Consider the following 24,798-nt stretch of genomic DNA (forward strand, 5'->3'; position numbering starts at 1 on the left):
CGCATCCCGGTGGCTGCACACGGGTAAAACTCTGTGGAGAAAACGGGGCTGCCGGCCCTTCCGAATCGCGCATAAAATCTTACTTTGCAGGGATGCCATTTGCTCCCTTCGTTCCCCTGCGGATTTTATCGTCCTACTCCATGCTGGAGGCGGCGATCGATCCGAAGCAGATTGCGAAACTGGCTAAGGAACGAGGGTTTCCCGCAATCGCAATTTGCGACCGCAACGGGCTGTACGGCGCAGTCATGTTTGCCAAGGCGTGCTTCGATGAAGGTATCCAGCCCATCATCGGAACGCTGCTGGGCGTCGCCCGCGACGCGGAAGGCAAGCAGGTCGATTACCTGCCGCTGTTTGCGCAGGATGAGACGGGTTATGACAACCTTTGCCATCTGGTCAGCAAGGCTCACCTGGATCGCCCGCTCGAGCATGAACCACACGTCCGCCTGAGCGATATTGAAGGGCACACTGGCGGTCTGATTGCGCTCACCGGTGCAGCCGAGGGTGCGGTCTCACGTTTGCTGGGCGAGGGGCAGCAGGAACATGGCGAGGCGATGCTCGACCGGCTGCAAAAGCTATTTCCGGACCATCTTTATGTCGAACTCGCGCGGAAGAATAACCCGGTGCAGGATGCGGCTGAAGATGCCCTGATAGAGCTTGCCTATCAGCGCGATCTTCCGCTGGTGGCGACCAACCCTGCATTCTTCGCTGAACCGCATGTCTTTTCTGCGCATGACGCCATGCTATGCATCGCCGCGTCCACGCAGATCGATGCGGAGGAGCGGCCGCGATCCAACCGCGAGGCATTTGTCAAATCGGCGAAGATGATGGAGGAGCTGTTCGCAGACCTTCCTGAGGCGACCGCCAATACGCTGACGATTGCCCGCCGCTGCGCCTATGCGCCGCCCAATCGAGATCCGATTTTGCCCAGCCTTGCAGGCGATCTGGAGGGGGAGGCTGCGAAGCTGGCGGAAGACGCGCGCAAGGGTCTCGAAATGCGGCTTGAACCCTATGGGGAAATGTCGGCCGAAGAACGCAAGGTTTATGAAGACCGGCTGGAATTCGAAGTCGACATCATCGTCAAGATGGGTTTTCCCGGATATTTCCTGATCGTTGCCGACTTTATCAAATGGGCCAAGGATAATGGAATTCCGGTGGGGCCGGGTCGTGGTTCCGGTGCGGGTTCGCTGGTCGCGTGGGTGCTGACCATCACCGATCTCGACCCGATAAGGCTGGGGCTGCTGTTCGAACGTTTCCTCAACCCGGAACGCGTTTCCATGCCCGACTTCGATATCGATTTTTGCGAAACGCGGCGCGGCGAAGTGATCCGTTATGTGCAGAACAAATACGGCCAGGATCATGTCGCGCAGATCATCACCTTCGGTAAGCTGAAGGCGCGCGCCGTGCTGCGCGATTGCGGGCGGATTTTGCAGATGAGCTACGGACAGGTGGACCGTCTGTGCAAGATGGTGCCGAACCATCCGACCGATCCGTGGACCTTGCCGCGTGCGCTGAACGGCGCTGCTGATTTCAAGCGCGAATACGACAATGACAACGAAGTGAAGCGGCTGGTCGATCTGGCGATGCAGCTGGAAGGTTTCCCGCGCAACAGTTCGACCCACGCGGCAGGGGTCGTGATTGGCGACCGCCCGCTTGCGCAGCTGGTGCCGCTATACCGCGATCCGCGATCAGATATGCCGGTAACGCAGTTCGACATGAAGCATGTCGAAAGCAGTGGCCTGGTGAAATTCGACTTTCTCGGTCTGAAAACGCTTTCGGTTCTGCGCAAGGCGACAGACCTGCTCGAGAAACGCGGGATCGAGGTCGATCTGGGCTTGCTGGCCTGGGATGATCCGGCGGTTTTCGACTTACTTAAGGCGGGTAATACGGTCGGCGTGTTCCAGCTGGAATCCGAAGGGATGCGGCGAACGCTGACCGCGGTGAAACCGACCAAGTTCGAAGACATTATTGCGCTCGTCTCGCTGTACCGCCCGGGTCCGATGGATAACATCCCGCTGTTCGGCAAACGCAAGGCTGGCGATGTCCCGATCGAATACCCGCACGAAAAGCTCGAAGGCATTCTGGCGGAAACATATGGCATCTTCGTGTATCAGGAACAGGTCATGCAGGCCGCGCAGATCCTGGCCGGATACTCGCTTGGTGATGCAGACCTTTTGCGCCGTGCAATGGGCAAGAAGGTCCAGGCGGAAATGGACGCCCAACGCGTGCGCTTCGTCGACGGGTGCAAGGAAGTGTCCGGTATCGAGAAAGCCAAGGCCAACGAACTGTTCGACTTGATCGACAAGTTTGCAGGCTACGGTTTCAACAAATCACATGCTGCGGCTTACGCCTTGCTCGCTTACCAGACAGCGTGGCTGAAGGCGCATTATCCCGAGGAATTCTACGCCGCATCGATGTGCTTCGACATGCACCAGTCGGAAAAACTGGCCCTGTTTGTTGACGATGCCCGCAGGCACGGGATCGAAGTCGCACCGCCGGACATGAACCGCTCCGTCGCTGAATTTACGGTTGAACGCACAGATGACGGTTACGCTGTGCGCTATGCCCTCGCAGGGATTCGCAATGTCGGTGAAAAAGCGATGGAGTCCATCGTTGCGGAACGCAGTGCGAATGGCTGGTTCGACAATCTGAAAGACCTGTTTGAACGCCTACCGACCGGCTCGATGAACCGGCGGCAGTTAGAAGGTCTGATCTGCGCCGGCGCGCTCGACCGGCTGGAGCCGAACCGGGGTATGCTGTTCGAAAATGTCGAGTTGTTGCTCGCCACCGCCGAGGCAGCAACGCGCGAACGCGAGAGCGGACAGGGAGGGCTTTTCGCCGGTGAAGACGCATCTTCCGATACGCTGCGGCTAAAAGATGCGCCTGAATGGTCACGCCCTGAGCGCATGGCGCGCGAACGCGAAAATTTCGGGTTCTATTTCAGCGCCCATCCAGTGCAGCAATACTGGACCATTGCCTCTGCAAACGGCGCACGCACCTTTCAAAGCCTGATGGAATCGGGCGCGCCGCCGGGCGGACGCCAGCAGGCGGTGATGGCTGCGATGGTGGAAAGCGTGAACAAGGGCAAAACGCGCCGCGGCAAGGATTTTATCCGCGCTGATTTTTCCGATTCCACCGGGCAGTTCAGCGCCGCCTGTTTCGAAGAATCGCTGGTTGAGAATTTCCAGAAATGGGCCGCGGAAAGCACCTGCATTCTGCTGAACGTGGAACTCGATTCGCCGAGCCCCGATGAACCGCCACGGGTAACCGTGCGCGGCGGACGTCCTCTGGAAGAAATCAAGGGCGGGTCGCGCATGTTGCTGCGGCTCGACCTGCTTGATGCCTCGGCGCTACATGACCTGAAACTGGAACTGACAGCGGGGACGCCGGGCCACGGCGAAGTGCTGATCAGGCTGAAAACCGGCACCGAGAATGAACCGCTCATGCGTTTGGGGCGTGATTATGCACTGGACGGTGAACTGGCTGAACGCGTGGCGCTGATCGAAGGGATCGATCAGGTCGAACTGACGACGCGGCGCGGTGCCTCACACCTCCGGCTGGTCGCCTGATTTTTCTGTCATGCCGGGCGCTGGCCGCGCAAAAACCACGGAAAATTTCGCAAACAGGAAAATGATGCAGGGCACCAGCATCGTGTTCCAGATGTCGTGAACGCTGCTGCGGAGAAACGCATAGCCTTCGTATGTCAGGTTGTATGCGATGTCGGCAAATTCGCCCGCGATAGCCACGGCCAAGACCAGCAAGAGCGGGCGCAATTGCCATGCTTTCCAGCCAAAGAGTGCGCAACCAGCCAGGAACACGCCCACCGCAACATAAATGTGCAGCGCATCCTTGGCGAGGCCGGTCCAGTCGACCAGCCAGATTTTCAACTCGTTTATCAATTCCATTGAGCGGCTTTAGACCGATTGCCTTGACTGGCAAGCGCGGGCATGAAGGCACAAACATATTTGGAGAGGATGCTTATGTTGGGAGCCATGCAGGACTGGACCATGCGGATCACACACGTGATCGATCACGCTGCGCGTGAGGCAGGGGACCGCGAAATCGTGTCGCGTTGGGCAGATGGCAGCGAGACGCGAACGAACTGGTCCGCTGTCCGCACCGATGCGTTGAAGATGGCGCAGGCGCTGCAAGCGCTCGGCCTGCAAAAAGGTGACAAGGTCGCCAGCATGGCGATGAACCATTCGCGCCACCTGGTCAGCTGGTACGGCGTCGCCGGAATGGGCGGCGTGCTGCACACGGTCAATCCGCGTTTGTTCGACGACCAGCTGGAATACATCGTCAATCACGCCGAAGATAAAGTGCTGATCTACGATGCTGCGTTCCAGCCCATCGTCGACCGGATGAAGGATCGCTGGACCACCGTCGAACATTACATCTGCTTTGATTCAGGTGAACATGCCCCGGCTTTTGAAGACTGGATCGCAGAGCAGGACGGCGATTTCCAGTGGGTCATGGGTGATGAACGCGACCCGTGCATGATCTGTTACACCAGCGGGACAACCGGCAACCCCAAGGGTGTGCAGTATGAACACCGCTCGACAACCCTTCACGCACTCGCAGGCCTGCAACCCTCGACCTTCAATTTCAGCGCATCTTCGGTGATGCTGCCGGTCGTGCCGATGTTCCACGCGGCCAGCTGGGGTCTGCCCTATGCCGGCGCAATGGCAGGGATCAAATTCGTGTTCTCTGCCGTAAACGATCCGGCTGTGCTGCATGAATTGATGGAACGCGAAGGGGTGACCGACAGCGCCGGTGTGCCGACCGTGTGGCTGGCCCATTTCCAGTATTGCGATGCGCAGGGGATCGATCTGCCGAAACTGAAAGCGGCCACGATTGGCGGTTCTGCCTGTCCGCGCTTCATGATCGAACGGCTGATGAAGAACGGCACCCGCGTGCAGCATGCATGGGGGATGACCGAGACCAGCCCAATCGGAACGGTTGGCGGCCCGACGCATGATTGGGACCAGCTGACTTTCGACGAGAAGGTCGACAAGACCGCGATGCAGGGCCGCCCGATTTTCGGCGTGGAACTGCGTACGGTGGATCTGGACGACACGACCACCGAATTGCCGCGCGACGGGAAGACTTCTGGTGCGCTGCAAATTCGCGGCCCGTGGGTTGTAAAGCGCTATTATAAGGCGGAAGAAGACGCGGCGAGCCCTGAGGGCTGGTTCGACACAGGCGATGTGGGCATCATCCATCCGGACGGAACGCTGCAACTGACCGACCGCACCAAGGACGTGATCAAGTCGGGCGGTGAATGGATCAGCTCGGTCGAGCTTGAAAACGCCGCCGTTGGCCATCCCGACGTTGCCGAGGCGGCTTGTATCGGTATGCCGCATCCGAAATGGGATGAACGGCCAGTGCTGTTCGTGGTCCGCAATAGCGGCTCTGACGTTTCGGCCGACGACATCCTCGGGCATCTGGAGGGTCAGATCGCCAAATGGTGGATGCCCGATGCGATCGAATTCGTGGACGATATCCCGCACACCGCAACCGGCAAGATCAGCAAGAAAGACCTGCGTGACCGCTTCAGCGATTACAAACTGGCCGACGCTTGACGCGTGAGCAAGCTAATCCTGTTGAACAAGCCGTTCGGTGTGCTTTCGCAGTTCACCGGCGGCAAGGATGGCGTGGATGACACGCTGGCGCATCTGGTCGATGTGCCGGACGTGTATCCTGCTGGCCGGCTGGACAAGGATAGCGAAGGGTTGCTGCTGCTGACTGATGACGGGCGGCTGCAGGCACGTATCGCAGAGCCGCGATACCGGGTGGAAAAAACCTATCTCGCGCAGGTGGAGGGGGAGCCTGACGAGGCGGCTCTTGCGGCTCTGCGAAGCGGGGTCATGCTGAAAGACGGGATGACAAAGCCGGCAAAGGTGGAGCGGATTGATCCGCCAATTCTGTGGGACCGCGACCCGCCAATCCGGGTGCGCAAGAATGTCCCCGACAGCTGGATATCGCTGACCATCTCGGAAGGCAGGAACCGCCAGGTCCGGCGGATGACAGCGGCTGCAGGATTGCCTACGCTGCGTCTTGTCCGTTGGAGCGTTCGCGAATGGACCGTCGAGGGTCTCGCCCCCGGCGAATGGCGTGAATTGCAGGTTTGAGGAGACCCGACATGGCACATTACATCGACCCCACCAAAACCGGCTTTCAGGCATTTAAGGAGCTGGCGCGGGATGAGCCGATCGAAATGCTCAACCTGCTCCTGTTTCGCGAAAAGGCGGAATATCCTGAAGGTCACGAACATGCGGGGAAAGGCTGGTCGGGCCGCCGTGCTTATGAGGAATATGGCAAGACCAGCGGTCCGATATTTCGCCGGGTCGGCGGCAGCATCGTCTGGCGGGGCACATTTCAGGCGATGGTGACAGGCCCTGAAAGCCGTGAATGGCACGACGGATTTGTTGCGCGCTACCCCAACAGCGCCGCCTTCTTCGAAATGATCAAGGACCCGGAATATCAGCTGGCGGTAGCAAACCGCACGGCGGCACTCATTGACAGCCGCCTGATCCGCTTCAAACCAGGCACAGCGGGTGAGGGGTTCGGGTGACGAGTGAAGTCGCTTCGCAGTAACGCGTAACCGCAACCCTCAAAGCAACCGCATCTGTCCGCCGGTTTCCGGCCGTCTGAAAGCGGAGCAGTCCAGTTCCAGTTTGGCGCCGCTGATGCCAGCCTTCTTGCAGGCAATGCGAAAGCGGGTGCGTAGCAGGTCAGCCCATACGCCGCTGGGTTTCATCCGGGTAAAGAATTCGGGATCGTTATCGCGGCCTGCGCCGTTCTTGGAGCGGATCGAGCGGACGATGCTCATCACTTTGCCCGCGCGGTCGGGGTAATGCACACTGAGCCATTCGCGGAACAGCGGAGCCACCTCGTGCGGAAGACGCAGGGGTATCCAGCTTGCCGACTGGACACCCAGCGAACCGGCGCGTTCGAGGATGCTTTCCATGAATTCGTCGGTGATCGCCGGGATCACCGGGCTGACCGAACAATGGGTCGGCACGCCGGCCTGTTCAAGCGTGCCGAGTGCCGCCAGCCGTTTCGTAGGGGCCGCCGCGCGCGGTTCCAGCAGGCCGGACAGTTTCGGGTCAAGAGAGGTCACGGAAATCGACACTGCCACCAGCTTGTGCCGCGCCATTTCGGCCAGAATGTCCAGATCGCGCAACACTCGGTCGCTTTTGGTCGTGATCGTCACCGGATGCCGCGCGTCGAGGCAGATTTCCAGCACCTCCCGTGTGATCCGGTACCTATTTTCAATCGGTTGGTAGGGATCGGTGTTAGTCCCCATCGCGATCCATTGCGGCTTGTATCTGGGCTTTGCCAAAGTTTCCCTTAGCAGCCTGGCCGCATCGGGTTTGGCAAACAGTTTGGTTTCGAAATCCAGACCCGGCGACAGGTCGTGATAGGCGTGGGTAGGGCGGGCAAAGCAATACACGCAGCCGTGCTCGCAGCCGCGATAGGCGTTGATCGACCGGTCAAACGGAATGTCGGGCGAACTATTGAAGCTGAGGATCGTCTTGGGAAATTCCTCGGTCACGGTGGTGCGCAGCTTTTCCGGCGGCCCGTCGAGCGTCTCCACCGCGTCGCGCCAGTCACCGTCCGTTTCGCGCTGTGCCAGACCGAACCGGTGCGGGACGAGCGCCGATTGCGCACCTCTGCCTTTGGTGTATTCCATGACTGGAACATACAGAGAACAAAGCGGGTTGTCGATCTGGATCAGTCAAAGCGCGGTCGAATGTCCGCTCTCAGGCATTTGCTCAAAATCAGCGATTGGCCAGTGATGGGTGGGAAGCGGACGTTAGGTTCGTCCCCAGTTAAAATGAATTTTCAGGCACAGACCCAGCGGCGTCATCGACCGCAGCTCCTGCTGAATCTGCCGCCCCGGTCGGTCCACTCCTAGATTTCTTAGTTTCTAAAGAGCGGCTCGTCTCAATCTTTCCCGTTCTCGCATCAACAATGATGAAACGCGCCATCTCAAGTTCTTCCCAGATAATGGCGCTAAAGTTGTTGTCGTCGAGCGGCTGCGTTGTGTCGAGGGCATCAATGCCACGAGCGATTGTGGATCGATTGAGGTCGGGAAAACTTACGAACACGAAATCGAAGACTGGTCTTTCACCACGCATTCCAGTCTTGATCAACGCGACCCGGCCAATTTCACCGATAGCCTTCTCTTGATAGACTAGGGCGGTTGGATCATCAGCAATTCGCACTACATTTCCTGTATTCATCGAAACATAGCGCACATCACGAACGGCATCTGGGTCGTCGGGAACGTCGGATTTGTAAACGGTTATGGCTCCTTCCGATGTTTCAACCTCCTCGCCCCTTACGAGAGACTCTTCGGTTGGGGTCTCCCATTCTCTGTAGTCATCGAATTCTTGAACATCTCTCCAAGTATAAAATGAAATTACCGCTGCTGCCACGACCACCCAAGTCAAGACAATCGCTAGTGCGACTTGATTGTAACGCCGGAGTAAACGAGCAAAGCGCATTTGGTCACCTCAAACGGGGTTCGATGTTTGTGTTCGCACGATGCTGGAGATGGCGCAATTCTTAAACCATTGTTGCCGGTTCCCCTAGACAAGAACGTCCGCAATCGGGTCGTTAGCCGAATGTCTGCTTTTGGCGCGACAGCAGTACAAGCGGTCGGTATTCTAGCCGGCGGCGGCACAAGGGCATACGTCGCCAGATTTGCGGAAAGCGGACGCTGCTTGCATGAGCCACATTTATCTTTGCCTGATGCCTTAATTCATCCATAAACGGCATATGCCAAAGAAGCAGGCGCATAACATGGTGTTACGGCGGTTGGGCCAGAGCCTGCGTGAGCAAGACTGGTTCGAGGCTGGCATTGAGTTTTTCATAGTCATTGTTGGTGTGTTTCTTGGCCTCCAGGCAGCCAACTGGAATGAGAAGCGGCTCGCACGCGAAGATGAAAGAGCCATCATAGAACGCTTGCACGAAGAGACCGACAATCTGCTCGAAGCTGTTCGGGCCGAAGGTGCTGGCTTGCAATCACATGCTGACGATTTGGTGAGCGCGCAGCCCATGTTGTTTTCAGCCGAGCCGGAACGAGCGTTGACGCAGGGCGAGTGTCTGGCGATCCTGTCATCTCATGTTTATCGCAAGCCTCTCGACGAGCTTCCTATCCTGGATGAGTTACTGTCGACTGGCCGGTTTGACCGGCTGCAGAACAGCGATCTGAAGCAATTACTGCGCGCCTATATACAGTTTCGTGATCGCGAGCGCGGGACCCATGAAGAGCGGACCAATGAGTTGTTTCGTCTCTACAGCCGCTATCCAGAACTTGTCCGTGTAGGGGTCACCGCAATCGGCAATGAACAGGGGGCGTCGGGCCGTTTCGAGCTGCTGAGCGCGAACGATTATAGATGGAACCAAAGCTGTGACGCCAGGGCAATGCGACGAAGCCAGCCGTTCCTGAACGATCTTTTCGACAATATGGCACGCAGCGGCAATGTCCTGATTGCTAACAAAAAGCGGGAAACGATGCTGATACAACTGCGCGAACGCTTGAGCGATTTGCTGAATTCCTGACCTACCTATCGCTTTGATCTGCGATGCGAGGCCGACGCGGGCCGGGACGAGCGCGGATTGGCGCCTCTAGCTCCGACCCGATTCCTCTCCTGTTCTGTCACGCGAACAAACGTGGAGCATGACAATTGAACCGACGGCCCGGAAAATTCCGGTCAATCGAGCAGCCCGATGGAGCGAAGGCGATTTTCTTCCTTGTTGCGCGATATTTCTAGAGTGAGTTCGCGCGATTGCGCCAGCGGCGGATGGTGGCCGACGGCTGAGATTGCATCCTGCGGTTCACGGGTGTCGAGCCAGGTCATGGCTTGGGGAAGGGTTTCTGCTGCCTCGCGCACCAGTTCGCGGCAGGCAGCTTCATCCTCTATGATCAGGGTATAATCGAACCCGCCAAGAGTGGCCCTGAATTTTTCGCCATTCAACCGCCACATATCGATCATCCGGCTGACGGATGCGCGGTTGTCGAACGGCAGGTGCAGCATCTGGATTTCTTCGGTCGGTATCCGCTGCTCGTCCCAGTGAGTGAGCGGACCGTTCCTGCACCAGCCGACCGTGTAGCCGAAGCTTCCGCCATATTTAGCCGTCTGAATATCGAAGAAATGGATTTCCGTATCGGTGATGCGTTTGAATTCCGGGTATTTCCCTTCAAATCCGTATTTCGCCAGTTCGGGTTCGATAATCTCGCGAATGGCCTTGCGCACAAATTTGTTGGAAGGGCGCTTAGCCATGGTCAGACCTCTTGAAGGCGGGGCATCAGGTCGACAAAATTGCAGGGGCGGTTGCGGCTGTCGAGCTGCTCTTGCAAAATGCCGTCCCAGCCGTCTTTTACTGCGCCGTTGGATCCGGGCAGGGCAAAGACATAGGTCCCGCGCGCCACGACGGCGCAGGCCCGGCTTTGAATGGTGCTGGTGCCGATTGTCGTGAAGCTCAGCCAGCGGAACAGCTCACCGAACCCGGGAATATCCTTGCCGCCAATGCGCTGCAGTGCCTCAGGCGTGACATCGCGCCCGGTCAGGCCGGTGCCGCCAGTGGTCACGATTGCATCGATTGCCGGATCATCGATCCAGTTTTCGATTGCGCGAACCAGCGTATCGGCATCGTCTTTGACGATAGTGCGCTGGGCCAGATTATGGCCTGCGTCTGCTATCCGCTGTGCAAGAATATCACCCGAAGTGTCATCGGCTTCGGTGCGCGTGTCGGACACCGTCAGCAGCGCGATATTGACGGGTTTGAAAACCAGGCTTTCGTCGACCGCCATCGTGCGCGGTCAGTTTGAAGAGCTGAGGCGGACCCCGGTGCTGCCCGACAGTTCCGGGAAGGTGGGCCACATTCCCTGTGCCAGCGCCTTGCGCGTTTCGGATGCGCCGCCAGCCTGGCGTTCGTACATCCAGTAATTGCGCATCACGATCGAGACATAGCCGCGTGTCTCCCAGTAAGGGATGCTTTCCATGTAAAGCAGTGCATCGCCCTGATCGCGGATTTCGCTGTTCCACCGCGTGACCGGGGTGAGACCCGCATTATACGCAGCCATGATTTTCGGCAGCAGTCCCTGTGTGGCGCTGCTATCGCGCAGCATGGCGAGGTGTTCCTGCCCGAACGCGAGGTTGATTGCCGGTTTTGACAGGTCGCGCGCATCGCCGCGCACGCCCAGCTTCGCCCGGTGATCGCGGGCTGCGGCCGGCATGATCTGCATCAGGCCGCGCGCCCCGGCAGGGCTGACAACGGCCGGGCGGAAATTGGATTCCTGCAGCGTGTGTGCATAGGCAAGTGCGGGGTCGACTTTCCAGCCATTCACCGGTTGCCAGCGCGGCGCGGGATATCTTAGCGCAGGCTCTGCACTGGCACCGCGCGGCGCATTGTGTGCCATCCACAGCTGCGTCGACGGAACGCCCAGTTCGCGGGCAAGCCGCGACAGGGCACCGTATTGCGAGGCATCGCCGATGCGTGCCTGATGCCGCAGCACTTCGTCGGCCAGATTGTCCTCGCCGATCTCTGCCAGCGCGACTGCTGTGCGGACATTCGCCTCCCCGCGAAGGCGCTGCCAGTCCTGCAGGTCGAAATCGGCGTCGGAGTGCGATTTGGGCAGGGCCTGACCCAATTGTTCAAGCGCCAGCATTCCGTATAGGGTTTCATCGAGGCGCGCTGCTGCGCGCAGCTGCTCGGTGGCTTTTTCCGGTGCGCGGCACCGCACCAATGCCCGGCTGCCCCAATATCGCGCAGCGGCGGTCAATTCCTGATTGGTCGAACCGATCGCGGCCCGTTCGAAAGACGCTGCCGCCGTCTCGCAATCATTCAGACGCCATGCCGCAAGTCCGGCTACCCAATTGCCTTCTGCAACCCACGGGCCGCTGGCATCGTTCACCGTCAAGGCCATGGCGAGAGCGGATGGGTCGTTATTCTCGATGTAATAGCTGAACGCCACACGCTGGCGCCATTCGGCACGGGCAGCACTGCTGAGCGAGGCGTCGATCCCGTCGAGCAGTTGCCGTGCACCGTCAGGATCGTCGTTCTTGATCCGATCAAGAATGCCCGCGCGGATCGAACCGGGCATTGTGCCATCGTCTATCGAACGTGGGCGGATCCTCTTGGAAGAATAAGGCTGGCGCGCAAAGCTTCGTTCGCGGGGGAGATTGTATGTCGCGTTTAGCCCGCGTTTCTCGCCCAGCTTGGTCAGTTGTTCTGCCTGAGGCAGGTAATTGCCGCTCGATAGCCAGTTGGAAATCTGTTCCGGCTCGACGCGCGGGCTGTTGGCATGGAGGTAATATTCTGCCTTCGCGACATCGTGCAGCGGACCGTCTGTGCGTTCTGCAAGCAAGGCATCGACGCGCGACCAGCGCTCATCATCGATCGCGGCGAACAGTTCGCGGTAATATTGCCGGTCGCTGTTGCTGAGCAGTTCGGGAACATTGCTCGATGCGGCGCGCGCCCGGAAATATTCAGCTGCGCTGCTGTTGGCGAGCGCGGGGGTTGCAGCACCGCAAGCGGTTGCAGCGGCGGCCAGTGCCAATGCCGTACGAAGTTTGCCGAAATCTTTCACGTCAACCATCCGTCCATTCGAGCCAGCGTTGCCAGAACCTCTGCCTGCGCGGTGCCGACCGCAGCAATTCGGGCAGGGACCCGACACCCAGTACAGGGATGCTGTCACCGTCATGGTTGAAATTGTGTAAAAGAGCAGCGCCTTGCGCCGTATCGTTGCCAAGAAGCGGTGGAATGTTGCGCCCGAAGGTCAGAATCCGTTTCGGCGCGACCAGTCCGACGTGATGCGCGAGCAATTCGCCGATGCCAGAACCGCGTAACCCGTCCCAATCGGGCATGGGCGTGTGGCGCCGCAGAACCGATGCGATGTAGATTTCATCCGGCGCAATCCCGGCAGCGCGGAGCATGCCCGTAATCAAGCGGCCTTGCGGACCCGACAGCAGGCTTTCGCTGTCATTTTCCTCCGGCTCGGCAACGATCACCATCAGTTCCGGCTTCGCGGACCCGCTGGGCGAGACTGGCGGATAGGCGCCGCCATCGTCGATCGACGGGTGGGAGGCGAACCATTGCTGGAAAGCTGGGAGTTCGGCCGGCCAAGAATTTTTGTCGCCCCCGATTTTCTTCGGCGGGGGCGGGGCAGGTGCCTGTTTTCGTGGTCTGGCTGGCTTGTTCTGGGCGCTGCCTTCTGCGGTTTCGGACTGGTTTTCAGTCAGCCACTCCGTAGCGTCATCGCCATAGTCATTGTCGACGCCGGCCTCTCTCCACCAATCGAGGGCGGCGGCAAATTCTTCGGCCAGAGTGGCACCGGATGGCGAAGGTTCAGCGTGGTCCATTTCTAGTCCGGGTCTTGACCTGCCTCGCCGCACTATTCAAGGGTTTCCGCACGTTTTGACACCACTGTACACGCGCAATTTGCGCAGAAGGACATAGACGGAATGAGCACCGAAACCACTGCCGAACCAATTGAGCGGGAATCGATGCCATGCGACGTAGTAATCGTCGGCGGCGGAGTAGCAGGTCTGGCGGCGGCAATCCGCCTTAAGCAGATCAACGAGGATCTCGAAGTTGTCGTCCTTGAAAAAGGGTCGGAAATCGGCGCGCACATCCTGTCGGGCGCGGTGGTCGATCCCAAGTCGCTGGATGAACTGATCCCCGAATGGCGCGACATGGATTGCCCGATGGCGGAAACGCCGGTGACGGATAATTGGCACTGGGTTCTCACCAAGGGCAAAAGCTATTCGATGCCGCACATCATGATGCCGCCGTTCATGTCGAACGACGGCTGCTACACCGGATCGCTTGGCAGCCTGACCCGCTGGCTCGGCGAACAGGCCGAAGGCATGGGGGTGATGGTATTCCCGGGCTTCCCGGCAGCAGAGGTGATGTTCGACGATAATGGCGCGGTGCGCGGCGTCATCACGCAGGATATGGGCGTTGCGGAAGATGGTTCGCACAAGGGCGATTTCCAGCCCGGTATGGAGATCGAGGCGAAATACACTCTGTTTGCAGAGGGTGTTCGCGGCAATCTGACAAAGCAGATGAAGGCGAAATTCGACCTTGAGGCGGATTGCCAGCCGCAGGTCTACGGCCTCGGCATCAAGGAATTGTGGGATATCGATCCTGCCAAACACGTACCGGGCCGCGTGATCCATACGCAGGGCTGGCCGCTGTCCGAAAGCGAGAGCTGGGGTGGGGGCTTCCTCTACCACCAGGCGAACGGTCAGGTGGCGCTCGGCTTTGTCACCGCGCTTGATTACAAGAACCCGTATGTCTCGCCATTCCAGGAATTCCAGCGTTGGAAAACCCATCCGGCGATCCGTGAATATCTCGAGGGCGGCAAGCGTGTCGCCTACGGGGCCCGTGCGATTAACGAAGGCGGTTGGCAGTCCGTGCCAAAGCTTGCATTCCCGGGCGGCGCGCTGATCGGATGTGCCGCCGGTTTCGTAAACGTCCCCCGGATCAAGGGCAGCCATACCGCGATGAAGAGCGGGATGCTGGCCGCAGAAGCCGCCGCTCAGGCAATCGCGGGCGGGGCAGAGAAGACCGAACTGGCCGATTACGACGCGAATGTGCGTGACAGCTGGATCGCCAAGGAATTGAAACTGGTGCAGAACGCCCAGCCAGCGGTCGCCAAATTCGGCGGCGATTTTGGCACTGTAATTGCCGGTATCGATATGTGGATGCGCCAGCTCAAAATCGGCTTGCCGATTTCGATGAAGCACGAGCCGGATTATGAAATGACTGGCCGCGCGGACCTGTATCAGCCGATAAACTATCCCAAGCCGGATGGTGAAATCAGCTTCGACCGCCTGACCTCTGTCGCATTCAGCTATACCAATCACGCAGAAGACCAGCCCAACCACCTGAAGGTGAAGGATTGGGAACTGCAGAAGGAAAGCGAGCTGAAAGTCTATGGCGGCCCGTCGACCCGTTATTGCCCGGCTGGGGTTTACGAGTGGCTGGAAGACGAGGGTACAGGCGAGATGAAATTCCAGATCAACAGCCAGAACTGCGTTCACTGCAAGACCTGCGATATCAAGGACCCGAACCAGAACATCAACTGGACCACGCCCGAAGGCGGCGGCGGGCCGAATTACCCGAATATGTAGTCGAAGTGGGGGAGCTGAAGCCTGCGGGTCGTGATGGATATCTGAAGCCAGGCGCAAGGGTGCGCCGTGATACCGGAATGGATGATGACCTTTCTTCGGAATTTGGCATAATTGTTCATTGCTTGTGGGCGGAAGAAATCGGGTGCTACGACTGCCTCGTTGGGATGTTTGGGGAAGGTTTCCCCGACCGAGAGCCTGAAGAACGTCCGGTCATTTTTCGGTACGCAGCTATCGGGATGACCGAACTTCCGGCTAGCTGAGAAAGCACACTATTCTTGCCACTCACAGAAACAGCCTATGCCAAGATCAACCTCGCGCTGCATGTCCGCAGGCGGCGCGAGGATGGCTATCATGAGCTTGAGACACTGTTCGCATTTGTCGATGCGGGTGATGTTCTGACCGCGCGGCTCTCCGATCAGGACAAGTTGACGGTCGTTGGTGAATTCGGCGGCCAACTGACTGATCCGTTTGATAATATTGTCGCAAAGGCATTGGGGGTATTGCCCCGGCCAAGCGGTCTCGACATCACCATGGAAAAGAATCTGCCTGTCGCGGCGGGGCTGGGCGGCGGTTCTGCAGATGCTGGCGCGGTGTTCCGGATCGTGCGCGAATTGCACGGATTGCCCGATGATTGGCAGACGCGCGCGGCGAAGCTTGGCGCGGACGTCCCGGCCTGTGTCGAGAGCGTGACCTGTATCGGTCGCGGAACCGGCACTGAACTGGAACCGGTCGAAAGCGATCTGACGGGAACGCCTGTCTTGCTCGTCAATCCGCGTGTTCCGCTTGCCACCGGCCCAGTGTTCAACGCGTGGGATGGTGAGGACCGCGGCCCGATGCCGCTTGGCACGGTATCCGATATTGCCCAGCAAGGCCGCAATGATCTTGAGGAGCCAGCGGTCCGGCTGTGTCCGCCAATCGCCGAAGTCCTGACGTCGCTTGCCGGAACAGACGCGTTTCTGAGCCGTATGTCTGGTTCAGGGGCCACGTGTTTTGCACTATACCGACATCATGACGCCATGCGTGAAGCCGCAGAAAAGCTGGCTTCCGATTATCCGCAGTGGTGGCAAATGTCCGGCAATTTAAGGTAGGGTATTCCAGCAATGATGATCGACGATCTTCCATATCGCCGCGTAGGCGAGCCGAAAGTTGGCGGCATCGTGTGCGTTGCCGATCATGCTTCCGCTTATGTGCCAGACGATATTGAGCTGGGCGTTGCACCCGAACTGCTGAAAACGCACATTGCGTACGATATCGGGACCGACGGGATCGCCGACCGCATGGGCCGCCGCCACGGGATCGCCGCGCATATCGCTACGGTCAGCCGGCTGGTGTGCGATCTCCACCGCACAGAAGATTCGCCCGCAGTGCTGCCGACATCCAGCGACGGCCACCTGATACCCGGAAATATTGGCGCAAACCTGGATTCCCGGCTGGAGCGTTTTCACCGGCCTTACCACGAGGCGCTGGCCCAGTGGCTCGATGATGCAAATCCTGAACTTATCGTTGCCTTGCATAGCTTTACGCCGAAACTTGAAAGCAAGATCGAGGACCGCCCGTGGGAAGTCGGGTTGCTGTATAATCAGGATGACAGCGCTGCACGCCACGCGATCCGCCTGTTTGGAGAGGAAGGACTGACCGTCGGCGATAATGAACCATATTCCGGCAAGGAACTGAACGCGACGATGGACCGTCACGCAGAGGCGCATGGCCGCAAATACATGACTGTCGAAATTCGTCAGGACCTTATCGGCACAAAGGCTGAACAGGCCCGCTGGGCGGGGCTGATTACCGACGTAGCCAACCGTGTAGCGCTGGCTCTCAAGGCAGAGGGCTGACACCGACCTCGCCAAGTACGCACGAGCTGCGTTCTGATCCTCCGCCAAGCCGATATGGCTCTGGCGCAAGAAATTCTGTTTCGTATCGGACTTCTGCTGGGTTAGGTTAGCTGGCAAGGCGTCTGGAAACAGACCAAACCCGTCGGAGCCCAAAATGCCAGCCTATAGATCCCGCACTACCACACACGGCCGCAACATGGCCGGCGCGCGCGGATTATGGCGTGCGACCGGCATGAAAGACGGCGATTTCGGCAAGCCGATCATCGCGGTTGTGAACAGCTTTACACAGTTTGTCCCCGGACATGTCCACCTCAAGGATTTGGGCCAGATGGTCGCGCGCGAAATTGAGGAAGCGGGCGGTGTTGCCAAGGAATTCAATACGATAGCGGTCGATGATGGCATTGCGATGGGGCACGACGGAATGCTGTATTCACTGCCGAGCCGCGACCTGATCGCTGACAGCGTGGAATATATGGTCAACGCGCACTGCGCCGATGCGATGGTTTGCATTTCCAATTGCGACAAGATCACGCCGGGCATGCTCAACGCAGCGATGCGGTTGAATATTCCCGCGGTGTTCGTTTCCGGCGGACCAATGGAAGCGGGCAAGGTCATGTTGAACGGCAAGACCAAGGCGCTCGATCTAGTCGACGCGATGGTTGCTGCTGCCGATGAAAGCTACACTGATGAACAAGTAACCGAGATTGAGCAGAATGCCTGCCCGACCTGCGGTTCGTGCTCGGGCATGTTTACCGCCAATTCGATGAACTGTCTGACAGAGGCGCTGGGCCTTTCGCTGCCCGGCAACGGTTCGACGCTGGCGACCCATGCCGACCGCAAGAGCCTGTTCCTGCGGGCTGGGCGGCTGATCGTGACGCTGGCGAAACGGTATTACGAGGAGGACGATCAAAGCGTCCTGCCGCGCTCCATCGCCAGCTTCTCTGCGTTTGAAAACGCCATGTCGCTGGACATCGCGATGGGCGGATCGACCAACACCGTCCTGCACCTGCTGGCCGCAGCGCACGAGGCAGGCGTCGATTTCACGATGGAAGACATCGACCGGCTCAGCCGCCGCGTTCCTTGCCTGTCAAAAGTCGCACCGGCCAAGGACGATGTTCATATGGAGGATGTCCACCGCGCTGGCGGGATCATGTCGATCCTGGGCGAACTTGAGAAAGCCGGGCTGCTCAACACCGCGTTGCCAACCGTTCACAGCCCGACACTGGCCGACGCGCTGGACGATTGGGACATTGGCCGCACACAGAACAACAAGGTGCGCGAATTCTTTGCCGCTGCGCCCGGCGGCGTGCCGACGCAAACCGCCTTCAGCCAGAGCAACCGCTGGCCCGATCTCGATACAGACCGCGAGAACGGCGTCATCCGCAGCGCAGAACATGCTTTCAGCAAGGATGGCGGACTGGCTGTGCTGTCGGGCAATGTCGCGCTCGACGGGTGCATCGTGAAAACCGCCGGCGTTGATGAAAGCATTCTGACATTCTCAGGCCCGGCGAAGGTTTATGAGAGCCAGGATGATGCGGTATCGGCAATCCTGACCGGTCAGGTGGTCGAAGGCGACGTGGTTGTTATCCGGTACGAGGGGCCACGCGGCGGGCCGGGGATGCAGGAAATGCTTTACCCGACCAGCTATCTCAAATCGAAGGGGCTGGGCGCTGCCTGTGCCTTGCTGACCGATGGCCGTTTTTCAGGCGGCACATCGGGCCTGTCGATTGGCCATGTGTCGCCCGAGGCAGCGGAAGGCGGGGCCATCGGCCTGGTAGAGGAAGGGGATATGATCGAAATCGACATCCCCAACCGGACCATTAAACTGGCAGTCGCCGACGCGGAACTAAAAAGCCGCCGGGAAACCATGGAAGCCAAGGGTGACGAGGCATGGCAGCCGGTAAAGGCGCGCCAACGGGCCGTGTCGCAGGCGCTTCAGGCCTATGCCGCAATGACGACCAGCGCAGCGCGCGGTGCTGTGCGCGACGTTTCCCAGTTGAAGCGGAAATAATCGAGGTGCGGGGCCGTATTCCTGCCGCCGCCGTGCTGTTGTCGCTGGCCTCTGCCTGCTCCCCCGCTGCCGAGCAGCCTCAGGCGGAAGACGGCGCACAAATGATCGAATGCGCGCTTGGTGAAGGCAGCAATTTCGGCCCGGACTGCCTCGTTGAACGCGCTGAAACAGACGGCAAACGGTTGCTGATCGTCAGGCATCCGGCGGGCGGATTTCGCCGTTTTGAACAGACAGACGACGGCCGCGGCATGGCAGAGGTGGACGGCGCCGATACTTCAATCCGCAGGATTGATGGTGAGATGCTTGAACTGACTGTCGCAGAAGATCGCTACCGTTTTCCGGTCCGGTTAAGGGGCGTCCAGTCGAGGGGCATGGATGGCAGCGCCGAATAACCAGATACTCACCGTCGCCCAGATGCAGGCGGCGGAACAGGCGCTGATTGCCGGCGGCACTTCGGTCGATGCACTTATGCAGATTGCCGGTCAGGGTGCGGCCGAATGGATATGGCGTATCGCAGCAGGGCGCAGCGTGACCGTTTTGTGCGGCCCGGGCAATAATGGCGGCGATGGCTACGTTATCGCTGAAACGTTACGCCGGCGGGGCCTGAAGGTTCAGGTGGTCGCGCCAAAGCCGCCGTCAACTGATGCGGCGAAGAATGCGCGCCAGGCGTGGCAGTTGCCGGTTGCCAGTTCTGGCAAGGGTGTGGACGGCGCGATCCTGGTGGATTGCCTGTTCGGTTCCGGATTGTCGCGCCCGCTGTCTCCCGAGCTTGCACTGCTTTTGCGCGATCTCGCTGGACGGCATGCCTACCGTGTTGCGATCGATTTGCCGTCGGGTGTTTCCAGCGACGATGGAAAGGCGCTTAACGACCACCTCCCGGAATATGACCTCAGCCTGTCGCTCGGGGCATGGAAATACGCGCACTGGACGATGCCGGCTTGTGCCAGAATGGGGGCGCGGCGTCTGGTGCCGATTGGTGTGTCCTCTGTGCCCGGCGCAGCAACGCTGATTGATCGGCCTGATCTCGGCCCACCTGCCAGCGACGCACACAAATACCGGAGAGGCCTTTGCGCTGTCATTGGCGGAGAGATGCCTGGGGCGGCGGTACTCGCGTGCATTTCGGCGATGAGGGGCGGGGCTGGTTATACAAAACTGCTATCCGAAAGTACCGATACTCAGTTGCCGCCTGATCTCGTCCGCGATGCGTCACCGCTTTCGGAGGCGGTTTCGGACCACCGGATTGATGCATTGCTGGTGGGGCCGGGCCTTGGCCGAAGCGATGATGCAGCAAATCGCCTTCGTACGGCGCTGCAGGCGGGATTGAGAACAGTTCTCGATGCCGATGCTCTGATGCTTCTGAAACCAGACATGTTGGGCAAGGACGGCACTTATATTGCCACGCCGCATTATGGCGAACTGGACAGGCTGTGCCACAGCTTTGCCGTTGTGGCGTCATCCAAGAAAGACCGGGCTGGTGCATTAGCCCGGGCAAGCGGCATGGTGGTGATTGCCAAGGGACCGGATACGCTGGTTGCCGCCCCCGATGGACGGATTGCGCTGGCACGCCCTGCAAGCAGCTGGCTCTCTGTTGCCGGATCTGGCGACGTCCTTGCAGGGATTGCGGCAAGTCGGCTTGCCGCCGGACGAAACCCGTTTGATGCCGCGTGCGATGCGGTGTGGCTGCACGGTGAGGCGGCAAGGTTGGCGGGCGGTCCGTTTACCGCGACAGAGCTTGCCGGGAAGGTGGCATCGGCCTACGCGGCCTGCCTGTGAACGAAATAACAACCCAGATTATTCGAATCGCCGCGAAAGGCGATGGCGTCACGGCGGATGGCAGGCATGTGCCCGGTACTGCGCCTGGCGACCTCGTTGCCTCTGACGGCAGCATTGAGCGCGGCCCGCATCATGTGGAGCCGCCCTGCCGCCACTTCGGCAATTGCGGTGGCTGCGAACTCCAGCAACTGGACGAAGCCAGCCTGACCGACTTTGCGACTTCGCGCGTGGCCAACGCAGCGGAGGGGCAGGGCATCGCCGTTGGCGAATTGCTGCCCACCCATCTGTCGCCGCCGAAAAGCCGCCGCCGCGCGGCCCTGCATGGATTGAACGCCAAGGGGAGACCGCAGATCGGTTTCCGCGAGGCAGGCTCTCACCGGGTGGTTGGCCTCAGCGAATGTCACATTCTGACCGAGCCGCTGTTCGCGGTCGTCGAAGCGCTACGAGCAGTGCTGGCGCGGCGCAAGGGCCGCTACGCAATCGATATTGAATTGACGCAAGCTGATCAGGGCGTCGATTGTTCGATCAAGAACCTGACCATTGAGGGTCTGCAAGAGACCGAGGCAATTCTGGATTTTGCGCGCGACCACAAACTTGCGCGGCTGACCCTTGATCAGGGATACGGACCTGAGACCTTGTGGGAACCCGAACCCATCACGGTAACGCTTTCAGGCGTTCCGGTTGCTTTCCCGAGCGGCGGATTTCTTCAAGCCACGGCTGATGGAGAGAAAGTACTCGTCTCTGACGCGAGAGAGTGGCTGCGCGGAGCATCGACGGTTGCCGATCTGTTCTCGGGCCTGGGGACCTTTGCTTTTGCCCTGTCCGCGAATTCAAAGGTATTGGCGGCCGAGGCGTCTCGCGACACCCATATGGCGTGCCAGATGGCGGCAAGATCCAGCGGCCGCCCGGTTCATGCCATTCACCGCGACCTGTTCCGCAATCCGTTGCAAGTGGATGAACTGAACCGGTTCGCCGGCATCCTGCTCGATCCGCCGCGGGCCGGGGCGCGCGACCAAGCCGATCTGATCGCGCAAAGCGAAGTCGAGCGTGTGGTCTATATCAGCTGCAACCCGTCAAGCTGGGCCCGCGATGCAAAACGCCTGATCGAGGGCGGTTACCGGCTGGAAAAACTGCGGCCAGTGGGCCAATTCCGCTGGTCGACCCATGTGGAGCTGGCCAGCCTGTTCGTGCGCTAGCGCCGACTGATCTCAGCCGCGCAGCACCGCAAGAACTTCCCGCTCCAACCATTCGCGTGCCTGCGGTTCGGCATAGGAATGCCCGGCACCTTCACAGCGCCGCACTTGATGATCATCCAATCTTTGCTGCCAGTGGCTTTCGAAGATTTGGGCCGTCCGGTCTTCTTCCGCCAGGAAAAACACCGCCGGTATTTGCGACGAGGCAAGACCTTCGGCCATGTCCTGCGCGAGGCTTGTCGGCTTCGCCTTCGGTTGAAGAGCCTGCTTCAAACCATTGGCAAGTTTGGAGAAGTTCACTTTTCCCGTCACCAGGCGCAGAATTTCGCGAGGGTTCTTCAGCTTCTCGGCATAGCGTGACCTTGTGGCCTCGGGCGTCAGGTCTCCGCTGTCTTCCTCTATCGTCCACGGATTCGACAAGATCAGTGCATCGCAGCCTTCGCCTTTGGCCAGCATAAGTGCGCTCGCTGCATCACAATTTCCAAACGCGACTACGCGGTTCATTTGCGGGCACATCGCGCGGAATGCTTCGATTGCTGCAACGATGTCCTTGCGGCTCTTTCGGAATCCCCGGTTTTCCCCGTCGCTGTCGCCAATTCCCCGGCGATCAAAGCGGAAAACTGGAAACCCGGCCCTGCATACAGCTTGCGCCAATTGTGCCTGGCCAGAAAATGCACCGCTCCTAATTTCATTGCCGCCCGATACGATCAACAATCCGGTCGATCCCGGCGCAGTGTCGAGAGTGCCGGCCAAGGTGCTGTTCTGGCACTCGAATGTCAGCGAAAGCCGGCTCATGATACGGCCACCCCGACCGCGACAATCGCAGCGATTGCATCGGCCTGTTCATGGTCCTCGTCCGGCTCGGCCCTGAGCCACAGGCCGCCGCCGGCGACTTCTGCCTGGGCAATCTCGGTCTGCGCGCCTGTGCCGGGTTTGTCCGCATCAGCAAGCGCTGCGAACAGTTCCGGGCCAATGCGCCAACCAGCGAGATTGATGCCGTCCTGACGGCCTGACGCCTCGATCCCGGCCAGGGTTTCTTCGCGTCCGGCCTCGCGCGCTGCGATTGACCGCGCGCGCATCATTGATCTGATTAGTGATTTTCCGCCTTGCGGGGCATATTGCCAGCCAGCCACGTCACTCGGCGCGAGCAGCGCACCGCTGCGGAATGAGAGAACATGCGTCGCATCGAACAATTTGCCTGCTTCGGCAGCGGCGTGTTGCCAATTTGCGAGTGTCTGGGTGTGCAGCGGCTGCAGACTGTCATTGCAACCCGGGAGGTCCGGCAAGAAGCTGTCGACGCCTGACATATCGAGCCGCCGCATGATTTCTACCGTCAGGCGGCGCAGCTTGTTGGCTTCGTCAAACAGCGCAGGCAGAACCAAAAGGCGCTTTTCCCGCATCTGGTTGAACACCAGCGCAGATTCCTCACTTGTGCCGCCGTCCGGCAGCGGCGCTTGCCATTGTGCAAAGCTGCGCACGTCAGCCGGCGACGATCTTTGCCTCGGCAAAGGCGAGCAGCCCGCCATAGGTTTCGAGCATTTCACCGTCGACATCGTCATCTTCGATGATAATTTCGAGCCGATCTTCCATCTCGGTCAACAGACCTGCAACCGCCATGGAATCGAGTTCAGGCAAATGCCCGAACAGGCCTGTATCGGCATCGAAGGTTTCAACGTGATCGGCATCCAGACCGAGCACGTCGCAAAGAATACCGCGCAATTTATCGTCGATTACCTGCCTGCTTGGGGCAAGGCCCGAAGCTTTGTCGGCAGAATCTTCGTTACTATCTGTCACGGGCTCGCCGGTCATTGCGTGCATTTCCCCTGCAATTGCGCGGCTGCCCTTAGCTTTGCCGGGGTGCAGGTGCAACCCGCCGGATTGCGCGCTTGATCAGGGCGGACCAACTGGCGCCCTGGCGCGGGTCGAGGCAGTCGATCCGGTAGCGCGGCCGATCTACCTCCATCCAGTCGCGCTTGTATGGATCATCGCCGGTTCCGAAATCGACCAGATCGACGCCGTCCTTGTCGATCACATGCTCGAACAGAGCAGCACTCAGCGTGGTTCCGGCAGACAGGTTCTTATGCTCTTCGAGATGCGCCAGCTTGTGGATATAGGCCGTGCCGGTTTCGACCGTCCAGAACTGCGCGGCGACAGCTTCGCCGTCTTTTCGCGCTATGGCGAGCCGCAGGCGCCCGGCATCGCCTTCCTGATGCGCGAATGCCTTGAGCAGAACGGGATCGCCTTCTTCCGGTTTCCAGCTGTGATTGTAGACTGCTTCATATTCCGACCATGCTGCCTTGTCGAAGCGGGTGAGTATTTCCCATTCCACCTTCTTCGCTTTTCGCTTGAGCGTGGTGCGCATTCTTCCCGGCCTGCCGGCCCAGTATTCTGCAAAACTGCGGCCATTGACCGGCAAAACATGGTTATGATCGCAGCGTTCGCGCGATACCTTCCAGCCGGCATTGCGAAACGCCAATTCGATCGATGATGCACTGCCGTCTTCGTCAGGAACGGGCCACATCGTCACTCTGTGCGATTTTTCGCGTAGCCCCGCGGCGATATGCTGGAGCAATTCGGGATCGTCCGAAAATAGCGGGCGCCAGCTGAAACTGTACCAGTTCACCAGACTTTCAAGCCTGCCGTTCGCCCGGGCCAGTGGCAGGGCTGCAGTCTGGAGCGGGCCGGCCGCAATTGCGACGCAGGGTTCTGCGCCTGCAATGGCCAAATGCGCGAACCATTCCATCTTGTCGAACGGAGAAAGCGCATCTTCCATCGTCCCTTGCAAGACGTTAACCGTGTCGTGATAGCTGACGCTGATCAAAACCGAATTTCCCTCA

The 24,798-nt window shown here is 59.5% G+C and carries 23 protein-coding genes; 12 read left to right on the top strand and 11 right to left on the bottom strand.

Annotated elements, in window-relative coordinates; translation table 11 throughout:
* Window positions 1-92 precede the first annotated feature (92 nt).
* Window positions 93-3,566 carry a DNA polymerase III subunit alpha gene (gene dnaE, locus PO778_RS03480; RefSeq protein WP_271438616.1) on the top strand — a complete coding sequence of 1,158 codons (3,474 nt, stop codon included), beginning with the start codon at window positions 93-95 and terminating at the stop codon, window positions 3,564-3,566.
* On the opposite strand, the gene PO778_RS03485 is transcribed toward dnaE, so the two are convergent.
* Window positions 3,543-3,902, bottom strand: a complete 360-nt coding sequence (locus PO778_RS03485) for a hypothetical protein (RefSeq protein ID WP_160729700.1) — start codon at window positions 3,900-3,902, stop codon at window positions 3,543-3,545. The two genes, dnaE and PO778_RS03485, sit on opposite strands and share 24 nt — an antisense overlap.
* Window positions 3,903-3,977: 75 nt before the next feature.
* Here PO778_RS03485 and PO778_RS03490 point away from each other — a divergent pair, with 75 nt between their 5' ends.
* From PO778_RS03490 to PO778_RS03500, 3 genes are read left to right on the top strand one after another with little or no spacing between them, the layout of a single operon-like run.
* Window positions 3,978-5,579, top strand: a complete 1,602-nt coding sequence (locus PO778_RS03490; RefSeq protein ID WP_202391643.1) for a long-chain fatty acid--CoA ligase — start codon at window positions 3,978-3,980, stop codon at window positions 5,577-5,579.
* Window positions 5,580-5,582: 3 nt separating this feature from the next.
* Complete coding sequence (locus PO778_RS03495) at window positions 5,583-6,128, top strand: pseudouridine synthase (protein ID WP_271438617.1); 546 nt, start codon at window positions 5,583-5,585, stop codon at window positions 6,126-6,128.
* 11 nt (window positions 6,129-6,139) lie between these two features.
* Window positions 6,140-6,571 (top strand): DUF1330 domain-containing protein, encoded by a 432-nt coding sequence (locus PO778_RS03500; RefSeq protein ID WP_271438618.1) that lies wholly within the window; start codon window positions 6,140-6,142, stop codon window positions 6,569-6,571.
* Window positions 6,572-6,610: 39 nt separating this feature from the next.
* On the opposite strand, the gene PO778_RS03505 is transcribed toward PO778_RS03500, so the two are convergent.
* A complete protein-coding gene (locus tag PO778_RS03505) occupies window positions 6,611-7,693 on the bottom strand; it encodes a PA0069 family radical SAM protein (RefSeq protein ID WP_271438619.1) in 1,083 nt (360 codons plus the stop codon).
* A 139-nt stretch (window positions 7,694-7,832) separates the two neighbouring features.
* A complete protein-coding gene (locus tag PO778_RS03510; protein ID WP_271438620.1) occupies window positions 7,833-8,510 on the bottom strand; it encodes a hypothetical protein in 678 nt (225 codons plus the stop codon).
* A 274-nt stretch (window positions 8,511-8,784) separates the two neighbouring features.
* Between PO778_RS03510 and PO778_RS03515 the strand changes: the two genes are divergently transcribed.
* Window positions 8,785-9,570: a hypothetical protein gene (locus PO778_RS03515; protein ID WP_271438621.1), complete on the top strand. Its 786-nt coding sequence runs from the start codon at window positions 8,785-8,787 to the stop codon at window positions 9,568-9,570.
* A 152-nt stretch (window positions 9,571-9,722) separates the two neighbouring features.
* On the opposite strand, the gene PO778_RS03520 is transcribed toward PO778_RS03515, so the two are convergent.
* The 4 genes from PO778_RS03520 to PO778_RS03535 are packed head-to-tail and all read right to left on the bottom strand — an operon-like array spanning window position 9,723 to window position 13,373.
* Window positions 9,723-10,292, bottom strand: coding sequence for a DUF4304 domain-containing protein (locus PO778_RS03520; protein ID WP_271438622.1), 570 nt, complete (start codon window positions 10,290-10,292; stop codon window positions 9,723-9,725).
* A gap of 2 nt (window positions 10,293-10,294) precedes the next feature.
* Entirely contained in the window at window positions 10,295-10,822 is a 528-nt protein-coding gene (moaB, locus tag PO778_RS03525) for a molybdenum cofactor biosynthesis protein B (RefSeq protein WP_271438623.1), read from the bottom strand.
* 9 nt (window positions 10,823-10,831) lie between these two features.
* Entirely contained in the window at window positions 10,832-12,610 is a 1,779-nt protein-coding gene (locus tag PO778_RS03530; protein ID WP_438944376.1) for a transglycosylase SLT domain-containing protein, read from the bottom strand.
* Window positions 12,603-13,373, bottom strand: coding sequence for a uracil-DNA glycosylase family protein (locus PO778_RS03535; RefSeq protein ID WP_271438625.1), 771 nt, complete (start codon window positions 13,371-13,373; stop codon window positions 12,603-12,605). Before PO778_RS03535 ends, PO778_RS03530 begins: the two co-directional genes overlap by 8 nt.
* Before the next feature lie 102 nt (window positions 13,374-13,475).
* On the opposite strand from PO778_RS03535, the gene PO778_RS03540 reads away from it, so the two are divergent.
* The 7 genes from PO778_RS03540 to PO778_RS03570 all read left to right on the top strand — a co-directional run bounded on the left by PO778_RS03540 (window position 13,476) and on the right by PO778_RS03570 (window position 21,964).
* On the top strand, window positions 13,476-15,149 hold the full coding sequence (locus PO778_RS03540) for an electron transfer flavoprotein-ubiquinone oxidoreductase (RefSeq protein WP_235903596.1): 1,674 nt from the start codon (window positions 13,476-13,478) through the stop codon (window positions 15,147-15,149).
* 275 nt (window positions 15,150-15,424) lie between these two features.
* Window positions 15,425-16,237: a 4-(cytidine 5'-diphospho)-2-C-methyl-D-erythritol kinase gene (locus PO778_RS03545; protein ID WP_271438626.1), complete on the top strand. Its 813-nt coding sequence runs from the start codon at window positions 15,425-15,427 to the stop codon at window positions 16,235-16,237.
* A gap of 15 nt (window positions 16,238-16,252) precedes the next feature.
* Window positions 16,253-16,984: an N-formylglutamate amidohydrolase gene (locus PO778_RS03550; RefSeq protein WP_271439333.1), complete on the top strand. Its 732-nt coding sequence runs from the start codon at window positions 16,253-16,255 to the stop codon at window positions 16,982-16,984.
* 154 nt (window positions 16,985-17,138) lie between these two features.
* Window positions 17,139-18,995 carry a dihydroxy-acid dehydratase gene (gene ilvD / locus PO778_RS03555; protein WP_271438627.1) on the top strand — a complete coding sequence of 619 codons (1,857 nt, stop codon included), beginning with the start codon at window positions 17,139-17,141 and terminating at the stop codon, window positions 18,993-18,995.
* A 5-nt stretch (window positions 18,996-19,000) separates the two neighbouring features.
* Window positions 19,001-19,387 (top strand): hypothetical protein, encoded by a 387-nt coding sequence (locus tag PO778_RS03560; protein WP_271438628.1) that lies wholly within the window; start codon window positions 19,001-19,003, stop codon window positions 19,385-19,387.
* The gene (locus tag PO778_RS03565; protein ID WP_271438629.1) at window positions 19,371-20,768 is read left to right on the top strand and encodes an NAD(P)H-hydrate dehydratase; all 1,398 of its coding nucleotides are present in this window, start codon (window positions 19,371-19,373) and stop codon (window positions 20,766-20,768) included. Before PO778_RS03560 ends, PO778_RS03565 begins: the two co-directional genes overlap by 17 nt.
* Window positions 20,765-21,964 (top strand): class I SAM-dependent RNA methyltransferase, encoded by a 1,200-nt coding sequence (locus PO778_RS03570; protein ID WP_271438630.1) that lies wholly within the window; start codon window positions 20,765-20,767, stop codon window positions 21,962-21,964. Before PO778_RS03565 ends, PO778_RS03570 begins: the two co-directional genes overlap by 4 nt.
* A gap of 12 nt (window positions 21,965-21,976) precedes the next feature.
* Here the strand turns inward: PO778_RS03570 and PO778_RS03575 are convergent, their stop codons facing one another.
* From PO778_RS03575 to PO778_RS03590, 4 genes are read right to left on the bottom strand one after another with little or no spacing between them, the layout of a single operon-like run.
* Window positions 21,977-22,756 (bottom strand): hydrolase 1, exosortase A system-associated, encoded by a 780-nt coding sequence (locus PO778_RS03575; RefSeq protein ID WP_271438631.1) that lies wholly within the window; start codon window positions 22,754-22,756, stop codon window positions 21,977-21,979.
* A complete protein-coding gene (locus tag PO778_RS03580; protein WP_271438632.1) occupies window positions 22,753-23,439 on the bottom strand; it encodes an alpha/beta hydrolase family protein in 687 nt (228 codons plus the stop codon). The genes PO778_RS03575 and PO778_RS03580 overlap by 4 nt, the downstream gene beginning before the upstream one ends.
* 1 nt (window position 23,440) lies before the next feature.
* Window positions 23,441-23,770: an acyl carrier protein gene (locus tag PO778_RS03585; RefSeq protein ID WP_271438633.1), complete on the bottom strand. Its 330-nt coding sequence runs from the start codon at window positions 23,768-23,770 to the stop codon at window positions 23,441-23,443.
* A gap of 34 nt (window positions 23,771-23,804) precedes the next feature.
* Window positions 23,805-24,782, bottom strand: coding sequence for a GNAT family N-acetyltransferase (locus PO778_RS03590; protein ID WP_271438634.1), 978 nt, complete (start codon window positions 24,780-24,782; stop codon window positions 23,805-23,807).
* Between the last annotated feature and the right edge of the window lie 16 nt (window positions 24,783-24,798).

Origin of the sequence: Pontixanthobacter luteolus, from assembly GCF_947494915.1 — a bacterium.
Lineage (GTDB): Bacteria > Pseudomonadota > Alphaproteobacteria > Sphingomonadales > Sphingomonadaceae > Pontixanthobacter > Pontixanthobacter luteolus.